The 21,119-nt window shown below is 36.9% G+C and carries 19 protein-coding genes; 6 read left to right on the top strand and 13 right to left on the bottom strand.

All coding sequences use genetic code 11. The annotated features are described in order from the left end of the window. The first annotated feature begins 34 nt into the window (after positions 1 to 34). A complete protein-coding gene (locus GJV76_RS01220; RefSeq protein ID WP_155090821.1) occupies positions 35 to 589 on the top strand; it encodes a DUF4625 domain-containing protein in 555 nt (184 codons plus the stop codon). A 157-nt stretch (positions 590 to 746) separates the two neighbouring features. Further along, a complete protein-coding gene (locus GJV76_RS01225) occupies positions 747 to 2,864 on the top strand; it encodes a prolyl oligopeptidase family serine peptidase (protein ID WP_155090822.1) in 2,118 nt (705 codons plus the stop codon). Positions 2,865 to 2,921: 57 nt separating this feature from the next. Here GJV76_RS01225 and GJV76_RS01230 read toward each other — a convergent pair whose 3' ends face one another. From GJV76_RS01230 to GJV76_RS01265, 8 genes are all read right to left on the bottom strand, one after another. Next, positions 2,922 to 3,677, bottom strand: a complete 756-nt coding sequence (locus GJV76_RS01230) for an SDR family oxidoreductase (RefSeq protein WP_155090823.1) — start codon at positions 3,675 to 3,677, stop codon at positions 2,922 to 2,924. Positions 3,678 to 3,752: 75 nt separating this feature from the next. Continuing rightward, complete coding sequence (locus GJV76_RS01235; RefSeq protein ID WP_155090824.1) at positions 3,753 to 4,358, bottom strand: DUF1684 domain-containing protein; 606 nt, start codon at positions 4,356 to 4,358, stop codon at positions 3,753 to 3,755. Between the two features lie 79 nt (positions 4,359 to 4,437). Then, entirely contained in the window at positions 4,438 to 4,911 is a 474-nt protein-coding gene (locus tag GJV76_RS01240; protein ID WP_155090825.1) for a Dps family protein, read from the bottom strand. Positions 4,912 to 5,066: 155 nt separating this feature from the next. Beyond that, on the bottom strand, positions 5,067 to 5,597 hold the full coding sequence (locus tag GJV76_RS01245; RefSeq protein ID WP_155090826.1) for a hypothetical protein: 531 nt from the start codon (positions 5,595 to 5,597) through the stop codon (positions 5,067 to 5,069). An 86-nt stretch (positions 5,598 to 5,683) separates the two neighbouring features. After that, entirely contained in the window at positions 5,684 to 6,403 is a 720-nt protein-coding gene (gene mtgA / locus GJV76_RS01250; RefSeq protein ID WP_155090827.1) for a monofunctional biosynthetic peptidoglycan transglycosylase, read from the bottom strand. Positions 6,404 to 6,539: 136 nt separating this feature from the next. Beyond that, a complete protein-coding gene (locus tag GJV76_RS01255; RefSeq protein WP_155090828.1) occupies positions 6,540 to 7,250 on the bottom strand; it encodes a 3-ketoacyl-ACP reductase in 711 nt (236 codons plus the stop codon). A gap of 84 nt (positions 7,251 to 7,334) precedes the next feature. Then, a complete protein-coding gene (locus GJV76_RS01260; protein WP_155090829.1) occupies positions 7,335 to 8,099 on the bottom strand; it encodes a DUF3050 domain-containing protein in 765 nt (254 codons plus the stop codon). A gap of 84 nt (positions 8,100 to 8,183) precedes the next feature. Continuing rightward, positions 8,184 to 9,362: an acyl-CoA dehydrogenase family protein gene (locus GJV76_RS01265; protein WP_155090830.1), complete on the bottom strand. Its 1,179-nt coding sequence runs from the start codon at positions 9,360 to 9,362 to the stop codon at positions 8,184 to 8,186. A gap of 436 nt (positions 9,363 to 9,798) precedes the next feature. On the opposite strand from GJV76_RS01265, the gene GJV76_RS16045 reads away from it, so the two are divergent. The 4 genes from GJV76_RS16045 to GJV76_RS01280 all read left to right on the top strand — a co-directional run bounded on the left by GJV76_RS16045 (position 9,799) and on the right by GJV76_RS01280 (position 12,372). Beyond that, positions 9,799 to 9,927: a hypothetical protein gene (locus GJV76_RS16045; protein ID WP_258204662.1), complete on the top strand. Its 129-nt coding sequence runs from the start codon at positions 9,799 to 9,801 to the stop codon at positions 9,925 to 9,927. 90 nt (positions 9,928 to 10,017) lie between these two features. Beyond that, positions 10,018 to 11,139 carry a TlpA family protein disulfide reductase gene (locus GJV76_RS01270; protein WP_155090831.1) on the top strand — a complete coding sequence of 374 codons (1,122 nt, stop codon included), beginning with the start codon at positions 10,018 to 10,020 and terminating at the stop codon, positions 11,137 to 11,139. A 101-nt stretch (positions 11,140 to 11,240) separates the two neighbouring features. Then, entirely contained in the window at positions 11,241 to 11,867 is a 627-nt protein-coding gene (locus tag GJV76_RS01275; RefSeq protein WP_155090832.1) for a chloramphenicol acetyltransferase, read from the top strand. Position 11,868: 1 nt separating this feature from the next. Beyond that, positions 11,869 to 12,372, top strand: a complete 504-nt coding sequence (locus tag GJV76_RS01280) for an NUDIX hydrolase (protein ID WP_155090833.1) — start codon at positions 11,869 to 11,871, stop codon at positions 12,370 to 12,372. Between the two features lie 131 nt (positions 12,373 to 12,503). On the opposite strand, the gene GJV76_RS01285 is transcribed toward GJV76_RS01280, so the two are convergent. The 5 genes from GJV76_RS01285 to GJV76_RS01305 all read right to left on the bottom strand — a co-directional run bounded on the left by GJV76_RS01285 (position 12,504) and on the right by GJV76_RS01305 (position 20,870). Next, positions 12,504 to 13,289 carry a hypothetical protein gene (locus GJV76_RS01285; RefSeq protein WP_155090834.1) on the bottom strand — a complete coding sequence of 262 codons (786 nt, stop codon included), beginning with the start codon at positions 13,287 to 13,289 and terminating at the stop codon, positions 12,504 to 12,506. A 305-nt stretch (positions 13,290 to 13,594) separates the two neighbouring features. Continuing rightward, the gene (locus tag GJV76_RS01290; protein ID WP_155090835.1) at positions 13,595 to 14,419 is read right to left on the bottom strand and encodes a DUF4349 domain-containing protein; all 825 of its coding nucleotides are present in this window, start codon (positions 14,417 to 14,419) and stop codon (positions 13,595 to 13,597) included. A gap of 520 nt (positions 14,420 to 14,939) precedes the next feature. After that, positions 14,940 to 15,899, bottom strand: a complete 960-nt coding sequence (gene metF, locus GJV76_RS01295; RefSeq protein WP_155090836.1) for a methylenetetrahydrofolate reductase [NAD(P)H] — start codon at positions 15,897 to 15,899, stop codon at positions 14,940 to 14,942. Next, the gene (metH, locus tag GJV76_RS01300; RefSeq protein WP_155090837.1) at positions 15,896 to 19,627 is read right to left on the bottom strand and encodes a methionine synthase; all 3,732 of its coding nucleotides are present in this window, start codon (positions 19,625 to 19,627) and stop codon (positions 15,896 to 15,898) included. Before metH ends, metF begins: the two co-directional genes overlap by 4 nt. A 46-nt stretch (positions 19,628 to 19,673) precedes the next feature. Continuing rightward, positions 19,674 to 20,870, bottom strand: a complete 1,197-nt coding sequence (locus GJV76_RS01305) for a trans-sulfuration enzyme family protein (protein ID WP_155090838.1) — start codon at positions 20,868 to 20,870, stop codon at positions 19,674 to 19,676. Positions 20,871 to 21,119 lie beyond the last annotated feature (249 nt).

Consider the following 21,119-nt stretch of genomic DNA (forward strand, 5'->3'; position numbering starts at 1 on the left):
AAGTAATATCTTTTAAATTTAAAAATTAATAAAAATGAAAACAATTAAATATATAGCCTTTTCTTTCGTTCTTAGTTCTGCCTTTTTAACGTCGTGTACTGCTGGTGACGATAACGTTGACACAGAACCACCTGTAGTTATTCTAAATGCTCCTGCAGAAGGGGCAAAGTTAGAAGCAGGCAAGGATATCCACTTTGATATGGATTTGTCGGATAACGAAGCACTTGGATCATACAATGTCGATATACACAATAATTTTGATGGACATAATCACGGAGGTGGAAATCATACGCATAGTTTGACTGTTCTACACGATGACCATGATCACGACCACGATGAGGAAAATGAAGGAAGAACTCCTTTTAGATTTAATCGCACTTGGGATGATATATATGGAAAAAAGAATGATCATATTCACCATCACGAAATTGTGATTGATAAAGATGCTAAAAGAGGAAAGTACCATTTTGTCGTAAAGGTTGTTGACAAAGCTGGAAATCAATCGATGGTGTTTCGCAACATCGAGATTGTAGATCCAGGAAATGGAAGTGGGCACGATCATGATCACGACCACGATCACAATCACTAATAATCTTTTCTCAAGCTTTATTTCTAACAGGTCAAGTGAAAACTTGATCTGTTTTTTTACTTTATACCGATTTAGCGGTATTCTAATGCTTAATTGGAAAGATAATGTCGATAATTATTTATATTTGTTTCTTAACTAATAATTACCCTAATATTCTATGAGAAAAACATTTATGACACTTATTGTGGCAACAGTTATTATTTCTTGTAAACAAGGAAATACTGACTCAAATAAAGAGATTAAATACCCTGAAACACACAAAGGAGATGTGGTAGATACTTACTTTGGTGTTGAAGTGGCCGACCCATATAGATGGTTGGAAGACGATAGATCTGAAGAGACAGCTGCTTGGGTTAAGGCAGAGAATGAAGTAACCTTTGATTACCTTGGTCAGATTCCATTTAGAGATGAGTTAAAGAAGCAAATGGAAGAGGCTTGGAATTATGAAAAGATAGGAGCTCCATTTAAAGAAGGCAAGTACACTTATTTCTTTAAGAATGACGGATTGCAGAATCAATCGATTTTGTATCGCAAGAATGAGGAGGGGAAAGAAGAAGTATTCTTAGACCCTAATAAGTTCTCAAAAGACGGTACTACTTCTTTTGGTAGTATTGACTTCTCTGAAGATGGTAGCAAAGTGGCCTATGCTATTTCTGAAGGAGGTAGTGACTGGAGAAAAGTGATTGTATTAGATACAGAAACTAAAGACGTAATCGGGGATACCTTAGTAGATGTGAAATTTAGTGGTGTTTCTTGGTATAAGAACGAAGGATTCTACTATTCAAGCTATGATAAGCCTGAAGGAAGTGAATTATCTGCTAAGACAGATCAACATAAATTGTATTATCACAAATTGGGATCTGCACAGAAAGACGATACGCTTATTTTTGGTCAAGATCAGAAAAGACGTTACGTAGGTGGTTACGTTACAGGGGATAATAACTTCTTAGTGATTACTGCAGCTAATTCAACTTATGGTAATGAACTTTACCTAAAAGATTTAACGAAAGCGAATAGCCCTATTGTTACTGTGGTGAATAACTTTGATAGCAGTAATAATGTGTTGGACAGCAAAGATGGTAAACTGTATATCGCTACGGATTACAAAGCGCCAAATACAAGAGTGGTTACAGTAGATGCTACCAATGCAGGTCAAGCGAACTGGGTTGACTTCATTGCTGAAACTGAAAATGTACTTAACCCTACAAAAGGTGGAGGATATATCTTTGCAAGTTATTTAAAAGACGCCGTATCATTTGTTAAACAATACGACTATACAGGAAAGGAAATTCGCGTGGTTGAACTACCAGGAATTGGTACAGCTGGTGGTTTTGGTGGTAAAAAAGAGGATACAACGTTGTATTATTCTTTTACGAACTACATTACACCAGGAACTATATATGCTTTTGATCCTAAAGAAGGAGTTTCTAAAATATACGAACAACCAAAAGTTAAGTTTGATTCTTCTCAGTATGAATCTAAACAAGTATTCTATACTTCTAAGGACGGAACAAAAGTACCAATGATTATCACCTATAAGAAAGGTACTGAACTGAATGGCAAAAACCCTACAATGCTTTATGCGTATGGAGGTTTTAATATTAGTTTGACACCGTCATTTAGCATTGCAAATGCTATTTGGTTAGAGAATGGCGGTATCTATGCGGTACCTAACCTAAGAGGTGGAGGAGAATATGGTAAAGAATGGCATGTTGCTGGAACAAAGATGCAAAAACAAAATGTATTTGATGACTTTATCGCTGCAGCTCAGTATTTAATCGACAACAAGTATACATCATCAGATTACCTTGCAATTAAAGGTGGTTCAAATGGAGGATTGTTAGTTGGTGCTACAATGACTCAATGTCCAGACCTTATGAAAGTTGCTTTACCTGCAGTAGGAGTATTGGATATGTTGCGTTACCATACATTTACAGCAGGAGCTGGATGGGCGTATGATTATGGTACATCTGAAGATAGTAAAGAGATGTTCGAGTATATTAAAGGATACTCTCCTCTACACAATGTGAAAGCTGTTGCTTATCCTGCTACAATGGTAACAACTGGTGATCACGATGATAGAGTAGTACCTGCACATAGCTTTAAATTCGCTGCTGAATTACAAGCTAAGAATACAGGTAATAACCCAATGTTAATCCGCATTGAAACAAATGCTGGACATGGTGCTGGAAAATCGATTGCTCAACAAGTACAAGAGCATGTAGATTTACAGGCATTTACACTTTACAGCATGGGAATCAAGAAATTGAAATAATTCATACTTCGTATGAAATAGAAACAAGAAGGCGAGTCAACTATTTGACTCGCCTTTTTATTTTGTTTTGATTTTTGGAAAGCCTCCATCTACACTTAGCTCTGTACCTACGATGAATGAAGCAGCTTCAGAAGCTAAAAACATAACTGCCTCTGCTACTTCAGATGCAAGACCGAAGCGCTGTATAGGCACTTGTGGTGCGAAGGAAGTAGTAAATGAGTCTACTTGTTCTTTTGACAAGTTTGATCGATCAAAGTAATTCGTTTGGATAGGGCCTGGCGATACAGCATTAACGCGTATTCCTCTACTGATTAATTCTGATGCAAAGGTCTTAGTGAATGATTGCACAGCTGATTTAGCTGCAGAATAGACACTTGAGTTTGGCATACCTACCTCCGTGACGATAGAGGTGTTTAGTACGATAGCACTATTGTTAGTCATTAGAGGTAAGACTTGTTGTACAGTAAATAAAGTTCCTCTCACAATCGTATTGAACATTTCTTCATAATGCACTTCGTCAATAAGCTCTAAAGGCGCATATTTACCAAAACCTGCATTGACAAACACAATGTCCAAATGGGAGGTGTATTGACGTAGTTCTTCGTTGAGGTGCATTAGGTCCTTCATGGATCCAGCATCCGTTACAATACCAATGGTATGATGACCTAATTCTTGAACTGTATGGTCAAGGGTAATTTTATCTCTACCGGTTATTATGACTTGTGCTCCTTCTTGAATGAATAATTGGGCTGTAGCTTTTCCTATGCCACTTGAACCACCTGTAATAAGCGCTATTTTTCCTTTGAGTTTCATATCGAATTGATTTAAAACTCAAAAGTATATAGGCTGTGATTCTCTGACAATCCGATTCTTGCTATTGTTTTTTTATTAGTACTGATAGTCTTTTACTCCTGCATAAATATCCGCTTTAATGAAATTTTTGTCTGGAGGTATAGGGCAAGAGTATTTTGGATTATAGGTGCAATAGGGATTATAAGCCATGTTAAAGTTGATTGTTATTTCATCTCCTTCAGGTATTTCTAAGTCTAAATATCGACCGCCTCCATAGGTTGTTTCTCCCGAACTCAAATCTGTAAAGGGTAGAAAGAGGTGATTCGTGTATTCTTCTTTACCCTTTAGGCTTAGATCTTGAAATACATCAACGGTATGTGTTTTGTCGGCCAAGGTAAATGTGATTTCTCCAAATTTGATATAGGTTGGCTTTCTACTTGTGGTTGTTGGCATTTCAAACGGTTTTTCGCCTGGAGTTCTCAATAGCTTCCCCGTAACAATAAAATCTTCTTGAATAGGAAAAAAATCTAAGGATTCAAATGTTTTTAAAGCATCCTTTGGCAAAGGACTGGTTTTACTATCTGCAAATTCTTTGTTTAGTTTTTTCTGAAATTTAGCAGCTTTTTCGGTTTCTGTTAAATGGTCTGAATTGCAGCTAATACCTATTAGTGCAAGGGCTATCATTGCAAGTAATTTCTTCATGTTTGTGGGTTTGGAGTAAATATATAAAAAAAGGTTTGCCTAAAAAAAGACAAACCTTGTTTCTATATTGTTTTGAGAATTATCCCAAGTGAGAACGCAACATCCAAGCTGTTTTTTCATGTTCTTCCATTAATCCAATAAGGAAGTCAGCAGTACTCTTATCATTTGATTCTTCTATTGCATCTATATTTTGTCTGATAAACGATACAATGATTTCATAATCGATTAACAATTCACTTATCCATGATTTACTGTCAGTCTTATCAGTTGATCTTTCTTCTGTCAAATGCGTTAGTTTTAAGTAATCTTTTAACGAAGAAGGTGCATAGTGTCCTAAAGTTTTGATACGCTCAGCTACAGCATCTACATTTACTGCTAACTCAGTGTACAACTCTTCGAAATAAACGTGTTTTGAATGAAAATCTACACCTGTTACATTATAGTGCGCATTTCTTGCTTTAGTATAAAGTACAAATTCATCCGCTAATAATTTAGCTAATACGTCTGCATTAAATTGACGTGCTTTGTCTGTAAGTCCAATATTTGCTTTCATAGTTTCTTAATTTTTATTACTATGTAAAGGTAGTAATATATTGTCGGATTGTGTTGATATCTAATTGTTTGTATTTATTTGACTATTGATAAATCTGATACCAAAATGTCTCAAAAACAAAAGGAGGAACTTTTAAAAGTTCCTCCTCTTTCATATTATTTAAATAAGTCTTTTTTTGCGTCTTGAAGCTTTTTGTCTGCTTCATTTTTCGCATCTTCAGTTTTAGATTTAGCGTCTTTAATTAATTCGTCTGCTTTATCTTTCGCTTCGTCTGCTTTTTCGTTGATTTTGTCTGTAGCTTCATTTGCTGCCTCTTTTAGTTGGTCTGCTTTTTCTTTTGCATCACCTTTTAAATCATTTGCTACATCGTTAGCTTCTTTTTTTAGGTTTTCTGAAGCCTCAACAGTTTTAGCTTTTAATGCATCCCACTCTTTTTGAGCTTCCTCTAATGCTTTGTTAGCTTTTTCTTTTGCTTCTTCATTTCCTTCTTTCACTGCAACTTCTACAGCTTTCTTAGCCTCTTCTAACTTAGTTGATGCATTGTCTAATGCTCCTTTTAAGTCTTCTTTAGCTTCTTGTCCTGCTTCGATTACATCTTGTTTCATTTCTTCTACCTCTTTTTTGGTATCCTTACAAGAAACAAACATTAATCCAAATGCTGCTAATAATAAAATTGATTTTTTCATAGTTTTTATTCTTTTATTTATTGTTTCCCTCAAAAATAAAGATTTTTATTTTAATAAGACAATAAAAACCATTATAATCTCAAATTTTACTTCTTTTTTGGTTTTTTCTTCTCAATATTACCATCAAAATCTAAGGGGCCGAAGTTGTTTACGTACTTTGTAATCAACGATCTTCTTTTATTGATATAAGGGCCAGAACCTGTAGCTTTGTATTTTCGTGGATTTGGAAGAATAACTGCTATGCTCGCAGCTTCTGAAGGGCTTAGATGCTTTGCTTGCTTATTAAACCAATAGTAAGATGCTGCTTCGGCGCCATATATGCCTTTGCCCATTTCTATACTATTGAGATAAACTTCTAATATTCTTTCTTTAGGCCAAATAAGTTCAATCAACACTGTAAAATAGGCCTCAAACCCCTTGCGAATATAACTTCTCCCTGGCCACAAAAAAACGTTCTTAGCCGTTTGTTGAGAAATAGTACTTCCTCCCTTTATACGTGCATTTTTCTTTTCGTTATTTTTCATCGCCTTTTCGATTGCCTTCATATCAAATCCATTGTGACTGATGAAATTTCCATCCTCTGATGCGATTACAGCTTTTTGCAAGTTTACATTTATTTCGTTAAGAGGTACCCAATTGTGTTTTAGTGTGATGGATTCTCCTGCTTTCATTTGTTCATACATTCTTATAAACATCAATGGTGTATAAGGAACTGGAACAAATCGAAATAGAATAACAGAAGCAATACTAAAAATAAAGAAGTAAATTATTGCTTTCAACAAAAAGCGAAATAGCTTGCGTATCATAGGGATAAATCAAGGTAAAAATCGTAGCAAATGTATATAAAAAAGTCTTTCTTTTCACAGGGATTACTTGAAATATCAAAAAAAAACCTTTGTATATTTTAAATACAAAGGTTTGATTATAAGTGTTTTATTTTTCCTATACTGGATTTGTTGTCCAAAGTGACGCTGACTTCAACATTGCTCTTCTTGGTAATTTAAGAGTAGCTACTATTAGTTCAGCAAAATCTTCTGGTTGAAGGATGTGATCTGGGTTACCATCTGTCAGACCTAATTCTATCGACATATCTGATGCAATAGTACTTGGCGTTAACGTACAAACTCTAATATTGTTTTTGCGTACTTCCTTCATCAGTGACTCAGACATTCCGATAACAGCAAATTTAGATGCTGAGTATGCAGACGTAGTTGCATTTCCATTTAACCCAGCAGTGGATGCTACATTGAATATATCTCCTTCATTTTGATCAATTAAATGAGGCAATACTTCTCTTGTTACATTGTAAACTCCCATTACGTTTGTAAGTAGAATTTCTTCCCAACGCTCAGCTGGCATATCTGTGAATTTACCAAATTCTGAAATACCTGCATTGTTTACCAAGATATCTACTCCACCAAGGGTATTGATAACCTTCGCTATTTCGCTTTTAACTTTCGCTTTATCTGTTACATCAAATGCTGCATAAGTTGCTTTAACGCCTAAAGCCTCTAATTCTTTAACTGTTTCTTGTAGCTTTCCTTCATTTCGACCTGTAATAGCAACATTAATTCCCTCTTTTGCAAAGGCAATAGCTGTCGCTTTACCAAGTCCTCGTCCTCCACCAGTTATTATTGCATTCTTTCCTTTCATGTTTTCTTATATTTTTATTGTTTTAGGTAAAAATACTGAATTATTAATCAAAAGTATGTTTAGTTGTTGTTAATAAACAGTTACTTATCTAATGTTTTTTTCTATTGCATTCCAAAGACCGTATCTCTTTTTCAGCGCCTCCTTTGACACAGCGATGACATCCTGCCATTTTTGTTGATCCTCTCCACATAATTCTGTTATCATTTGCATGGCCATCGGGCCGTGTTCATCACCATCTAATTCGATGTGACGTTCAAAATAGTAAACTAATTTGCTCAAATCTGTTTCAGGGAAGTTTTGTTGAAACCCTCTGAGTATTTCTGTGAACATATCTGGAATTAAATCTTCTCTACCGAAAGTAAAGGCAGCTGCAATCTCATGTGGTTTTCCCGCTTCGATAGTCTTGAATGTGAAGTTTAAAAAATCTTTTACTCCTTCATCCAAATTCATTGTTGCTATCGCCTCAAATATGGGTGTACCTCCTTTAAGCTTATCGATCAATGTAGATATAGTTGTAGTATTCGCCTCAGCAGTTGTCATGGCATCTAAGTACATTTCAAAATGACTTAATCGCTGACCATCTATAGCAAGGTCTGATTCTTCAGCTAACACGATTTCATTGATTAAATACCTTGTTTGAGCATAGGGAGACGCAAACCACGGAGTAGTGGTACAAGTGAGCTTTTGTTGTAATGCTTTTAATAAAGACATAAAATCCCATACAGCATACACATGTCCTTCCATAAAGGCACGTAGATTGTCAATGGTTTTTATCTTATTGTAAAGTGGATGCTGTAATAGTGCATTTCTTTCTGGCGAAATGAGTGTGTTTACTTCTTGAATTGTCATGGCAAAAAAATATTTGTGCAAAAATAAAAAAGCTTCCCTGCAAAGAGAAGCCTTTTCTATAAAGTTTAGTGATTTGAATATTGTTTATTTGAATGCAGAGAACCCCGTCACATCCATACCTGTAATTAGCAAGTGAATATCATGAGTTCCTTCATATGTGACAACAGATTCTAAGTTCATCATGTGACGCATAATAGAGTATTCTCCTGTGATACCCATTCCTCCTAACATTTGTCGTGCTTCACGAGCGATATCTAATGCCATAGCTACGTTGTTGCGCTTTGCCATGGAGATTTGAGCGGAAGTAGCACGTCCCTCATTTCTCAATACGCCAAGTCTCCAAGTTAACAACTGAGCTTTGGTAATTTCGGTAATCATTTCTGCCAACTTCTTTTGTTGTAACTGAGTCGCACCGATTGGTTTATCAAATTGTATGCGCTCTTTCGAATAGCGAAGTGCCGTATCGTAGCAGTCCATAGCTGCTCCGATTGCTCCCCATGCAATCCCATATCTCGCAGAGTCAAGGCAACCAAGAGGTGCTCCTAATCCTGATTTGTTTGGTAGTAAGTTTTCTTTTGGAACTTTGACATTATCAAAAATAAGCTCTCCTGTAGCAGAAGCTCTCAAAGACCACTTATTGTGTGTCTCAGGAGTAGAGAAACCTTCCATACCGCGTTCTACAATCAGTCCATGGATACGACCTTCCTCATTTTTAGCCCATACTACTGCAAGGTGTGCAAATGGTGCATTAGATATCCACATCTTAGCTCCATTTAATAGATAATGATCTCCCATATCTTTGAAATTGGTAATCATTCCCCCTGGATTTGATCCGTGATCAGGTTCTGTTAGTCCAAAGCATCCAATGTATTCTCCTGTTGCTAATTTAGGTAAATACTTCATTCGCTGTTCTTCTGTTCCGTATTTCCATATTGGATACATCACAAGAGAAGATTGTACAGATGAGGTAGAGCGAACTCCCGAATCTCCTCTCTCTATCTCTTGCATGATTAATCCGTACGAAATTTGGTCTAATCCTGCTCCTCCATATTCTGTTGGTATATATGGACCAAAACCACCTATTTCAGCTAATCCTGGTATTATTTGTTTAGGAAATTCAGCGCGTTGTGCAAAATCTTCAATGATGGGTGATACTTCTTTTTTAACCCATGCTCTTGCCGTATCTCGTATTAACTTGTGTTCATCAGTGAGCAAGTCGTCTAAGTGGTAATAATCAGGTGCTTGAAATAAATCTGGTCTCATATAATTAAAATGTTTTTTTGGTTGTATAACAAAAATAGTTAATATTTAGTCTTTTGCAATTTTTACGCAGTTTAATTCTGATTCTTCTCCTTTTTTTCGTAAGCCTCCTTTGTTATTATCTGCTTTCGTGCTTAATAATTTGTGTTGTTGCAGTGTGTTCTGTTCTGCTATTTGCTACATACTTTATCGATATGATAGTATAGTGATCGTAGGGTCATGGCATAGTGGTCGCATGTATTTAGCTATAAACTATGCGACCACTATGCGATCATATGCCGACCACAAGCCGACCACCCCTAAAAAAGGGTGTCTCGTCCTAATATAGCTGTACAGTTATTGTTGTCTCGTTCTAATGTAGCAGAGTTCCGCAAAGTCGGGAGACTTTGCGGAGCCTGTATTGTCTTTGTGGAGGGAGATTGTAGTAAAGACTTCTGTTATGTCTATGTATCACAATATGATGACATCTAATTATCTGTTGTTTGATTCTACAGGGGAGTTGATTAAAGAATTCGAAGGAGTACAAGGAGCGGATTTTGAAGAGCAGTCGAGAGCGTTGATGAAATAGGAGCGTAGTTATATTTATTTGAATGTTGATATTTAGTTATTCTTTAATTATTTAAATTGCTGTTACTTAGCTTTAATTGATTTGTGAACTATGAAATATAAGATATTCTATATGCTTTTAATGCTGTGCTCTATGGGAGTATTAGGACAGGAAAAATTACATATTATAGGGAAACTGGAAGGAATAAGCGATGAGGTAAAGATGAAGTTATCTAGTGGTGGAAAAGAACAAGAATTTCGTCTAAAGAATGGTGAGGTAGATGTGTCTATGGTACTAGAAGATGTTCCTAATTATGTGAGATTAGATGCTTATGTAGGAAAAGAGACAAAGAGTACCTTCTTTTTTTTAGGAAATGAGTCTGTAACTATTAATGGTTCTATAAATGATTTTTCAGGTAATCTTAGAGCGATGAATTCTGTGAATGACAGTCTGAGATATGAAAATATGTTAGTTAATAAGCACTTAGTAGAAGAACGAAGTGTTTATATCAAAGAGTATTATCGTCTTTTAGAAGAAGGGAAAGCTAAGGATAGTGTAGCGAAGGTGTATCTAAGTGATGAAGAACCTCTAGGTGAGATTAAGAAGTTGTCAAATCTTATTAACAAACAAGATAACGCTTTTATAAAAAAGAATATTAATACAGCTTATGCTCGATACCTACTGCAATATCAGGCTATAGATTATTCATCAGATTATTTAAACGAACTATATGCTCTTATAGATCCTAAGTATTATGATACTAAAGAAGTACAGATGCTTAAGATATATATAGATCATAAGCTTCTGGAAATAGGAGATAAGTATTATGATTTTTATGCTGAAGATCTACAAACTAAGCAAGTAAAGCTTAGTGATTACTTTAGGGGGAAATATGTATTGTTAGATTTTTCGACTTACCACTGTGGCTATTGTGAAAAAGCAGCTCCTAAGACAACTCAGATAGCTGATAACTTGAAGGATAAGCTTGTACATATTACGTATTATGCAGGACATGATCAGAAAGATAAGTTTAAATATTACTCTGAATTTAAAGGGAATAAGGGTATTTTATTAGGTAATAAAGAGGGAAGACTAAGTCCTGTTCTAGCAATGTATAGAAATAATAGTACACCAGATTATTGGTTGTTTGATCAAGATGGAAAACTAGTGAGGAGATTCGAAGGAATGCAAGGAGAGGATTTTGAAGAACAATTAAGAGCGTTGATGAAATAGGCGTAAGCGATTTTACATATATAAGTATAGGACAAAAGTCTTATGCCCTCAAGAAGATTCCGTATATTTTCGCTGTTGATTACAAAACAACAATAACAACGATGAGAACTAAAATAGATTTATCTCAATGGAATAGAAAAGAGCAGTATGCGTTCTTTTCACAATTTACAGAACCTTTCTTTGGATTAACCGTACAAGTGGATTGTACCACTGCTTACCAAAAAGCAAAAGAGAAAGGGCATTCTTTTTTCTTAACTTATTTATACGACGCACTAAAGGCTGCTAATGAAGTAGAGGCATTTCGATATAGAATAGTAGATAACGAGGTATATTTGTATGATGAGGTACACGCTTCGCCTACTATCAATAGACCGAATGGTACGTTTGGGTTTGCGTATATGGATTACTATAGTGATAAAGAAGTTTTTTTGATTAAGGCAAAAGAAGAGATTGATCGAGTACAGCAATCAACAGACTTCTTCCCAGCATCAAAAGGGGAGAATGTATTGCATATATCTACTGTGCCTTGGCTTGATTTTACTTCTATGTCGCACGCACGTCACTATGATTTTCCTGATAGCTGCCCTAAGATTTCGTTTGGTAAAGTGATGGAAGAGAATGGTCGTAAGCGTATGGCGGTATCTATACATGGACATCATGCACTGATGGATGGAGTACATGTAGGGGAGTTCGTAGATCGTTTTCAACAACTTTTAAACGAGAAGTAAGATGAGTAAAGTAATCATCCCTGAGGGCATAAAGAAGATAGCTACACTATGTGTGCTTAGAAATGGTAGTAACTTAATGCTGCTAAAGCGTTTAAAAGAACCGAATAAGGATATGTACACTCCTGTAGGAGGTAAGATAGAACCTTTCGAAACTCCTGAGGAGGGTGTGATCCGTGAGACGTTTGAAGAGACGGGTATAAAAGTAGAGAAGGTGAAGTTCTGCGGAATACTGACAGAGACTTCTCCTGTGAAGTATAATTGGCTAAACTATGTGTATGCAGCTGATATCGATGCTGTAACTCCTCCTGAGTGTAACGAGGGAACTTTAGAGTGGATAGCGTATGAGGACTTGCTAAATGTACCTACTCCGAAGACAGATTGGTTTATTTATAAATACATCTTAGAGAATAAGCCTTTTGTGTTTCACGCATTATACGATGGAGAGTTGAATTTGTTAGAGATGAAGGAGGAGATAACAGGTTTACAGTTGTCAGTTAACGGTTAACAGTTTTTGCCTATGGCATTAAGTATAGGTTTACTGTAGAAACGCAATATTTTGCGTGTCACATAAAGCAGGTAGATACATAATTAAAGAAATATAAAAAGCCCTACTATGACAGTAGGGCTTTTGCTTTATTAATATTTAGGTTTTGGTTTCCAGTAGATCTTTTGGATGTCGAATTGCTTTGTGTCTGGGTTGAATCGGTATTGTATAGTGTTGCCTTTAAGGCAGTATTGATATTCATCTTTAGTATGATACCAAGAACTCTCAAACTCGATAATCTGTTTATCATCTAAGTTAACATCATAAATAGATAGTTCTGCACCTTGAATTTTATCTAAACAGTCTGAATTGATATTAGGAAGAGTTACAAGATTTTCGAAATTCCCGAAGACTTCTTCTTGTGTGTAAGAATTAACTATCTCATTTTCTTTTACTTCTAATATATGTATGCTATTACTATCTCCAACTACATCATCTGTCACAATGTATATAGATTGATCAGTTGCTCTATAGATTGTTATAGTCCAATATCCATCTATGATAGAGAAACCTGCTGTGTGTGGCTCGAAGTAACTTTGATTAAAGTACAAAGGATCATCATCTATATAGTAGTTATTTTTCTTGATTTCATTATACCATGATTGACGTTCTGCTATATCCCATCCCCAGGTAGTAAAAACGGTATCAGGTAATAACAGTATCATATCTAAGATGTCTTTATGTTTATCAAAGTCTATATCTATTTGTTTAGGATAATCAGGGTGTTGATTATCAGTTGTCTGGTCAATTTCTTCTATAGCAGGTATTTCTTGAACAACTTCTTCTGTGGTTGAATTTTGAAACTCTTGAAAAGGTTGTTGTTTCTTGCCACAGGAGAATATCAATAAAGTTAGTGTTATTAGATATAAATATTTCATATTGAATAGTATAGAAAGTAATGTAATTTACAATAAATTATGGAGTTGTTGTGTTATTTTAATTGTAGCTTAGTTAATTAGGAAAAACATTAGATAATGATATTGTTTAAAAGCTATAGTAGAAGATAATAATTATAAACACTAATTATCAGCATATTATATTTGATTGCTTTAAATTTGATATATTTGTAATCAGAAAAAGATAATTGAATAGGATGATAATCTGGACAGTAGAAATACAGGATTTGACTCTGGACAATTCAATATAAAAAGCCCTACTGTCATAGTAGGGCTTTTGCTTTATATTAATTTATTTTATTCTGTTTTCTGCGTTTTCTGATACGTCTAATGATCAAGATTAATCCAATTGAGATTAGGATAAATGGCCAGATATAGAATAACCCTATCACAAATGATAATAGATTACTCCATCCAGAACCAAAGGCAGATGATATTTCGTACCCAAAGCCAGTTGTTGATTCTCCTTTTTCATAGAAAGTTACCGTAAGGGTACTTAGCGATATTCTACTCTTTAGATACTTTAATCGGCCTTCAAAAGATTCTATATTCGCACGTAGAGCCCCCAGTTCTCTTTCTATTCTTAGAATATCATCTATTGAATTGGCGCGTTTAAGTAATTCTTTATAGCGCACTTCTATTTCTTTCTTCGTCTTGATTCTCGCTTCTACATCGATGAACTCTTCGGTTACATCTAAGGCATTGATGTTTTTGCTGTCTACTTTAGTGGCAGTCTGTGTAACTCCTTCTAACAAGGTTTCGAAGTTCTTCGCAGGTACTCGAATCACAATGGTATGTTCAGTGCGATTGCTGTAGACATTTGATGTGTCTTGTGATAGATATCCGTTGAGTTTTTTGCTACTTGCTACGATATTAGCTCGAGTTTCTTGTGCATTCGAAGTTTCAAAGCGTATTTTCCCTTCTTTGACTATCATGCGTTCAGGTACAGTGATATCTTGAGTAGCATCTGTGGATTGTGGTGCTTCAGTAGTGGTTTCGGCAGCAATATCAGCCAACGATGCTACTGTTTCTTCTCTTAGCTCTCCTGTTTTAGAACACGATATAAGAGCTGTGAATAACAAAAGCGTTAATACTTTAAGTGTCTTTTTCATAGTTATTGTTTTACATTAACAAATGTAATAGATAGTTTGTTGTAAAACTTAAGAAAAGTTAAAATTTTGTTTTAAATCACTGATTATGGGGAAAGTGGAAGTGTCGTTGTATAAACATATTTTCTCAAAGTCTGGAGACTTTAAGGAGCAGTCATGGTCATGATTCGTATAAAAAACAAAAACCTCTTGCCTATAAACAAGAGGTTTTTTACAACAAAAAAATTATAATAAAGAATTATGGATTCTGTTAGTCGGTTCCCAGTTCCCTGTTTCCTAAATAGCCACTGGACACTTTCTTAACACTCGGTCCTCCCCGTTCCCTGTTTCCCGTTCCCAGTTTCCTAAATAGNCGTTCCCTGTTTCCCGTTCCCAGTTTCCTAAATAGCCACTGGACACTTTCTTAACACTCGGTCCTCCCCGTTCCCTGTTTCCCGTTCCCAGTTTCCTAAATAGCCACTGGACACTTTCTTAACACTCGGTCCTCCCAGTTCCCAGTTTCCCGTTCCCCGTTCCCCGTTCTCTAAACCGTTGCAAGCTTAATGATCTTCTTGATATTATCAGATTTACCCATAGAGTAGTAGTGTACGATAGGGATACCTGCGTCTATCAATTCTCTTGACTGCTGTGCACACCATTCAATACCGATCTCGCGGATGGCAGCATTGTCTTTTGCTTTGAGTACTTCAGCAACCAAATCATCTGGTAAGTCAACTTTAAAACGTTGAGGTAGCAGATTCAATTGGCTTAGGGTAGCTAATGGTTTTAGCCCTGGGATAATCGGCACATCAATACCGATAGCTCTACATTTCTCTACAAAGGCAAAGAACTTACTGTTGTCAAAAAACATCTGTGTAACGATATATTCTGCTCCGTTGTCTATTTTCTGCTTTAGGTATTTAAGGTCTGTATCAAAGTTAGGTGCTTCCATGTGTTTCTCAGGATAACCAGCCACTCCAATGCAGAAGTCAGTCTTACTGGTATTCTCAAGCTCTGGGTCTAAATAGATACCTTGGTTAAGTTCACTGATTTGAGTTACCAATTCAGAGGCATATTTGTTTCCTTTCGGTTCGGGTTTAAAGTAAGTCTCGTTCTTCACAGCATCCCCTCTAAGGGCTACAACATTATCTATCCCTAAGAAATCAAGGTCTATGAGGAAGTTTTCGGTGTCTTCTTTGGTGAAGCCTCCACACAAGATGTGTGGTATAGCATCCAACTTGAATCTATGTTGGATAGCTGAACAAATGCCGACAGTTCCTGGTCTTTTTCTGACAACTCTTTTTTCCCACAGTCCGTTGCCTGCTTCTTTGTACTCATATTCTTCTCGATGATACGTTACGTCTATGAAAGGAGGGTCAAACTCCATTAGCGGTTCGATAGAGTCAAATATTCCTTGAATATTTTGTCCTTTTAAGGGAGGTAGTATCTCAAAAGAGAATTGTGTTTTCCCGTTTGCCTTTTGGATGTGTTCTGTTACTTTCATGATTCGTTCGTCGTTAATTTATTATTTTGTGCTAAGTTGGGTGACAGCCAACGTTCAGCTTCTTCTATTGTTATGTTTCTTCTCTTAGCATAGTCTGCTAATTGATCTTGTTCTATTTTACCTAATCCAAAGTATCTACTCTGTGGGTGGGCAAAATAATAACCCGATACTGCGGCGGCAGGGAACATGGCATAGCTCTCTGTCAGACTTACGCCTATGCGCTCTTCGACTTGTAGGAGTTTCCATATCGTTCCTTTTTCTAAGTGATCAGGACAAGCTGGATAACCTGGTGCTGGTCGAATTCCTTGATATGCTTCTTTTATTAGTTCTTCATTGCTAAGGCGTTCTGCAGAAGCATATCCCCAAATTTCTTTACGCACTGCGTGGTGAAGGTATTCTGCAAAGGCTTCTACTAAACGGTCTGCTAATGCTTTGACCATAATAGCGTTATAGTCATCAAGGTCATCTTCATATTGTTTGGCTATTTCATCTACTCCAAAACCTGTTGAGACTGCGAATAAACCAATGTAGTCCTCTAATCCACTTTCTTTTGGAGCAACGAAGTCGGCTAAGGCAATATTCGGAGCCTTGATGTTCTTCAGCGATTGTTGACGTAGCGTTAATAACTTGTCTAATGTTTCTCCTTGTTCATTGTACACTTCGATGTCGTCATCATTAACTTGATTTGCAGGAAAAATGCCCAATACACCTCGTGCTTCGAACCAACGTTCAGTGATGATTTTGTCTAACATTACTAAAGCATCGTCATATACTTGTGTTGCTGTCTGTCCTACTATCTCATCTGTCAAGATCTCAGGAAACTTGCCGAACAACTGCCAAGAACGAAAGAACGGTGCCCAATCTATAAATGGCAATAACTCGTCCAGCTCTACTGTTACAGTCTTCGTACCGATGAAGTTGGGTTTGACAATGTCTTTAGCATCCCATTCTATCTTGACTTTGTTTGCTCTTGCTTGTTCGATTGTGATATAGCTTTTGTCTCTTGCTCTACCTAAGTAATCGCGTCTAAGCTGATCGTATTCTGCTTTGATGTTTTCTTTAAAGCTTGCTTCAACTTCTTTTTGTAACAACTGATTGGCTATGGTCACTGAACGTGAGGCATCGTGTACATGTACAACGCAATTCTTGTATTCTGGTGCAATCTTCACAGCTGTATGAACACGAGAAGTAGTTGCTCCACCAATCATGATTGGAATATTGCTATTGGCCTTGTCAAGCTCTTTAGCCAAGTGTACCATCTCATCTAAGGATGGAGTGATTAATCCACTTAGTCCGATAATATCCACTTGCTCTTTTATCGCTGTTTCAATAATCTTCTCAGGAGGGACCATTACCCCAAGGTCAATGATCTCATAGTTATTGCAAGCCAATACCACTGCTACGATATTCTTACCGATGTCATGTACATCTCCTCTCACAGTAGCCATAAGTATCTTACCTGCATTACCTACAGAGGCTTCTGCGTTCTGTTTTTTACTTTCTTCTATAAAAGGAAGTAGATAGGCGACCGCTTTCTTCATCACACGTGCAGACTTTACTACCTGTGGTAAGAACATTTTGCCTGCTCCGAAAAGGTCTCCGACTACATTCATTCCATTCATTAGATATTGTTCAATCACTTGAATCGGTTGAGGTACACTAAGGCGAGCTTCTTCTGTATCTTGTTCTATATATGTTTCGATTCCTTTGACTAAGGCATGTGTTAGTCGGTCTTGGATACTACCTGAACGCCATTCTTCTACTTTAACTTCGGTTGATTGAATAGCACTTTCATTTTTAATACTTTCGGCAAAGTCGAGTAGGCGTTCAGTCGCATCAGCTCGTCTATTTAGCAACACGTCTTCTACGTGTTCCATTAAATCCTTGTCTACCTCATCGTAAACTTCTAACATCTCAGGATTCACTATACCCATGTTCATACCGTGCTGTATCGCATGGTATAAGAAGGCAGCATGCATTGCTTCTCTTACCTTGTTGTTTCCTCTGAAAGAGAAAGAAACATTACTTACACCACCACTTACGTTGGCATAAGGAAGGTTCTCTCTGATCCATTTGGTAGCATTAAAGAAGTCCAAAGCATTGTTGTTGTGCTCTTCCATTCCTGTCGCTACAGGAAATATGTTAGGGTCAAAGATGATGTCCTGAGGTGCGAAGTTCACTTGGTTGACTAATATATCATAAGAACGTTGGCAGATCTCTATACGTCTTTCTAAGGAGTCTGCCTGTCCTTTTTCGTCGAATGCCATTACTACAGAGGCAGCTCCGTAGCGTTTAATTAATTTAGCGTGTTCGATAAATAACTCTTCTCCCTCTTTTAGACTGATCGAGTTCACAATCGCTTTACCTTGTACTACGCGTAGTCCTGCTTCGATAATCTCCCATTTAGAACTATCAATCATGATAGGAACTTTCGCAATATCTGGTTCAGAAGCGATGAGGTTAAGGAAGTTAGTCATGCAATGCACACCGTCTAACAATCCTTCATCCATATTGATGTCAATAATCTGAGCACCTCCCTCTACTTGTTCTCTTGCTACAGCTAAGGCTTCGTCAAATTTCTCTTCTTTGATCAAGCGAAGAAACTTACGTGATCCTGTAACATTGGTGCGTTCTCCTACGTTGATGAAGTTCGCTTCTGCAGTCACATATAAAGGTTCTAATCCCGATAGGGCAAGTACTGGTTTTAGGTTGTTTTCTTTTGGTTTTCTGTCCTTACTGTGTTCTGCTACCGCCTGAGCAATTAGCTTAATATGTTCTGGAGTTGTACCACAGCACCCTCCGATGATTTGCACTAAGTTTTGACTTAAGAAACTGTCGATTAGTTCCTTCATCTCTGTTGGTGTTTGATCATATTCTCCAAAGGCATTTGGCAAACCAGCATTCGGGTGAGCTGAGATATTCACAGCAGCATGTTGACTTAATTGCTTTACATACGGTTCTAATTGCTCCGCTCCTAAAGCACAGTTAAACCCTATACTCAACAAAGGAATATGTGCTATAGAAATTAGAAAAGCTTCAACAGTCTGTCCTGATAAAGTACGTCCTGAAGCATCAGTTATCGTACCCGAAATCATGATTGGAATATCAATACCTCGTTCTGCCTGTATCTCGTCTATAGCAAATAAAGCTGCTTTAGCATTTAGCGTGTCAAATATGGTTTCTACTAATAGTAAGTCACATCCTCCATCTAATAGGGCTTCAGCCTGTTGCTTATAAGCTACTCTCAGCTCTTCAAAAGTAATGGCACGATATCCTGGGTTATTAACATCAGGAGATAAACTCGCTGTTTTATTCATCGGTCCGATAGCACCTGCTACATAGCGAGGTCTGTCAGGATCTAAAGCTTCTACTTCGTCTGCTACTTCTCGGGCTATCTTAGCCGATTGGTAGTTTAGTTCGTATACTATATCTTCCAGGTGGTAATCTGCCATCGCAATAGTAGTCCCTGAAAAAGTGTTTGTAGATAAGATATCAGCTCCTGCCAAAAGATATTGTCTGTGTACTTCTTTAACAGCTTCAGGTTGAGTAATAGACAACAAGTCATTATTTCCCTTCAGGGGGTGAGCAAAATCAGCAAAGCGCTCCCCTCTGAAATCTTCTTCTGAGAATCGGTAAGCCTGAAGCATTGTACCCATTGCTCCATCGAGTACTAAGGTGCGTTCTTTTAATAGGCTTCTGATATCAGTATGTATTCGTGTTGTTGACATAATTTTCTCTTTTAATCAATGTTTTTTTGAAGTGTCTTGAAAGGCATTATTTAATTGCAGTAGATAATGCTTGTTCTAAGTCACGGATAATATCTTTTGTATTCTCTAAGCCAACAGATAGACGTATCAGGTTGTCTGTAATACCTGTGGCTATTTTTTCTTCTGCAGGAACTTTACTATGTGTGGTAGAAGCAGGGTGGGTAACGATCGTTCTACTATCTCCAAGATTAGCAGAGCGGCTACATAATTGTAAAGCATTTAAGAATGCTTTACCAGCATCCAGTCCTCCTTTAATCCCAAAGGCGATGATGTTCCCTCCTTGTTTCATTTGTTTTTTTGCTATTTCATATTGTGGATGACTTGGTAAGAACGGATACTTGATAAACTCCACTGCTGGATGTCTTTCTAAATACTCTGCTATAGTCAAGGCATTCTCACAATGTCTATCTACTCGTACAGCTAATGTTTCTAAACTTTTAGACAAGACCCATGCATTAAATGGTGAAATGCTTGAGCCAATGGTACGAGCGAAGACATATATTTTCTGAATATACTCTTGATAGCCAACAGTCACACCTCCACAAGCTCTTCCTTGTCCGTCTATTAACTTAGTTGCCGAGTGTATGACTATATGTGCACCTAATGGAATCGGGTTCTGCAAGTAAGGAGTGGCAAAAGTGTTGTCTACAATAAAGATCAAGTTGTGTTTCTTTGCAATCTCTCCTAAAAAAGCTAAGTCTAATACATCCACTCCTGGGTTAGTAGGGCTTTCTGCAAAGAGAATCTTCGTGTTAGGTCGAATCAATTGCTCTACATCGTAAACTTGGTTTAGGTCGAAGTAACTCGTCTCAACTCCCCATTCTGGAAACATATTACTGAATAAACTTCTCGTAGAACCAAAGATGTTAGAACAAGAAACAATGTGATCACCTGTTTTTAATAATGGGAACAAGCTGCAGTACACAGCCGCCATACCTGTGGCAAAGGCATAACCTGCTTCTGCTTTCTCGAATAGCCTGATCTTTTCTACCAACTCAGTTTGATTAGGGTTAGTAAAACGTGAGTAAGAATATTGTTCAACTTCTTCTGCGAATACGGCACGCATATTTTCAGCATCGTCAAAGACAAAGCTTGAGGTTAGGTATAGTGGTGTAGAGTGCTCATTGTATTGGGAGCGCTCTGTCTGTGTTCTTATGGCTTGTGTCTCAAAACAACAGCCTTCTTCATTGTTAATTGTACTCATCTTTTTTTTTAGTTTACGGTTAACGGTTTACAGTTAACAGTGGTTAGTTTTTGGTATTCACTTGTAAATCAAAAGTAGTTGCTTAATCAAAGCCTCTTTAAATACTTGACTATTATGGTCTCATATGATTATTTTAGTATTAAATGGTAGCATAAAGTGGGACACTATGTTGATTTACAGCTTATGGTTAACGGTTTACAGTTAACAGTGTTTGACACAAGATTCTGTGTCACTTTTACAGTTACGTTG

The sequence above is a fragment of the Myroides albus genome, assembly GCF_009711045.1.
GTDB lineage: Bacteria > Bacteroidota > Bacteroidia > Flavobacteriales > Flavobacteriaceae > Flavobacterium > Flavobacterium album_A.

Coding starts and splice junctions, on each gene's coding strand:
- GJV76_RS01220 (WP_155090821.1), top strand. CDS start 35: ATGAAAACAATTAAATATATAGCCTTTTCTTTCGTTCTTAGTTCTGCC.
- GJV76_RS01225 (WP_155090822.1), top strand. CDS start 747: ATGAGAAAAACATTTATGACACTTATTGTGGCAACAGTTATTATTTCT.
- GJV76_RS01230 (WP_155090823.1), bottom strand. CDS start 3,677: ATGAAACTCAAAGGAAAAATAGCGCTTATTACAGGTGGTTCAAGTGGC.
- GJV76_RS01235 (WP_155090824.1), bottom strand. CDS start 4,358: ATGAAGAAATTACTTGCAATGATAGCCCTTGCACTAATAGGTATTAGC.
- GJV76_RS01240 (WP_155090825.1), bottom strand. CDS start 4,911: ATGAAAGCAAATATTGGACTTACAGACAAAGCACGTCAATTTAATGCA.
- GJV76_RS01245 (WP_155090826.1), bottom strand. CDS start 5,597: ATGAAAAAATCAATTTTATTATTAGCAGCATTTGGATTAATGTTTGTT.
- mtgA (WP_155090827.1), bottom strand. CDS start 6,403: ATGATACGCAAGCTATTTCGCTTTTTGTTGAAAGCAATAATTTACTTC.
- GJV76_RS01255 (WP_155090828.1), bottom strand. CDS start 7,250: ATGAAAGGAAAGAATGCAATAATAACTGGTGGAGGACGAGGACTTGGT.
- GJV76_RS01260 (WP_155090829.1), bottom strand. CDS start 8,099: ATGACAATTCAAGAAGTAAACACACTCATTTCGCCAGAAAGAAATGCA.
- GJV76_RS01265 (WP_155090830.1), bottom strand. CDS start 9,362: ATGAGACCAGATTTATTTCAAGCACCTGATTATTACCACTTAGACGAC.
- GJV76_RS16045 (WP_258204662.1), top strand. CDS start 9,799: ATGTCTATGTATCACAATATGATGACATCTAATTATCTGTTGTTTGAT.
- GJV76_RS01270 (WP_155090831.1), top strand. CDS start 10,018: ATGAAATATAAGATATTCTATATGCTTTTAATGCTGTGCTCTATGGGA.
- GJV76_RS01275 (WP_155090832.1), top strand. CDS start 11,241: ATGAGAACTAAAATAGATTTATCTCAATGGAATAGAAAAGAGCAGTAT.
- GJV76_RS01280 (WP_155090833.1), top strand. CDS start 11,869: ATGAGTAAAGTAATCATCCCTGAGGGCATAAAGAAGATAGCTACACTA.
- GJV76_RS01285 (WP_155090834.1), bottom strand. CDS start 13,289: ATGAAATATTTATATCTAATAACACTAACTTTATTGATATTCTCCTGT.
- GJV76_RS01290 (WP_155090835.1), bottom strand. CDS start 14,419: ATGAAAAAGACACTTAAAGTATTAACGCTTTTGTTATTCACAGCTCTT.
- metF (WP_155090836.1), bottom strand. CDS start 15,899: ATGAAAGTAACAGAACACATCCAAAAGGCAAACGGGAAAACACAATTC.
- metH (WP_155090837.1), bottom strand. CDS start 19,627: ATGTCAACAACACGAATACATACTGATATCAGAAGCCTATTAAAAGAA.
- GJV76_RS01305 (WP_155090838.1), bottom strand. CDS start 20,870: ATGAGTACAATTAACAATGAAGAAGGCTGTTGTTTTGAGACACAAGCC.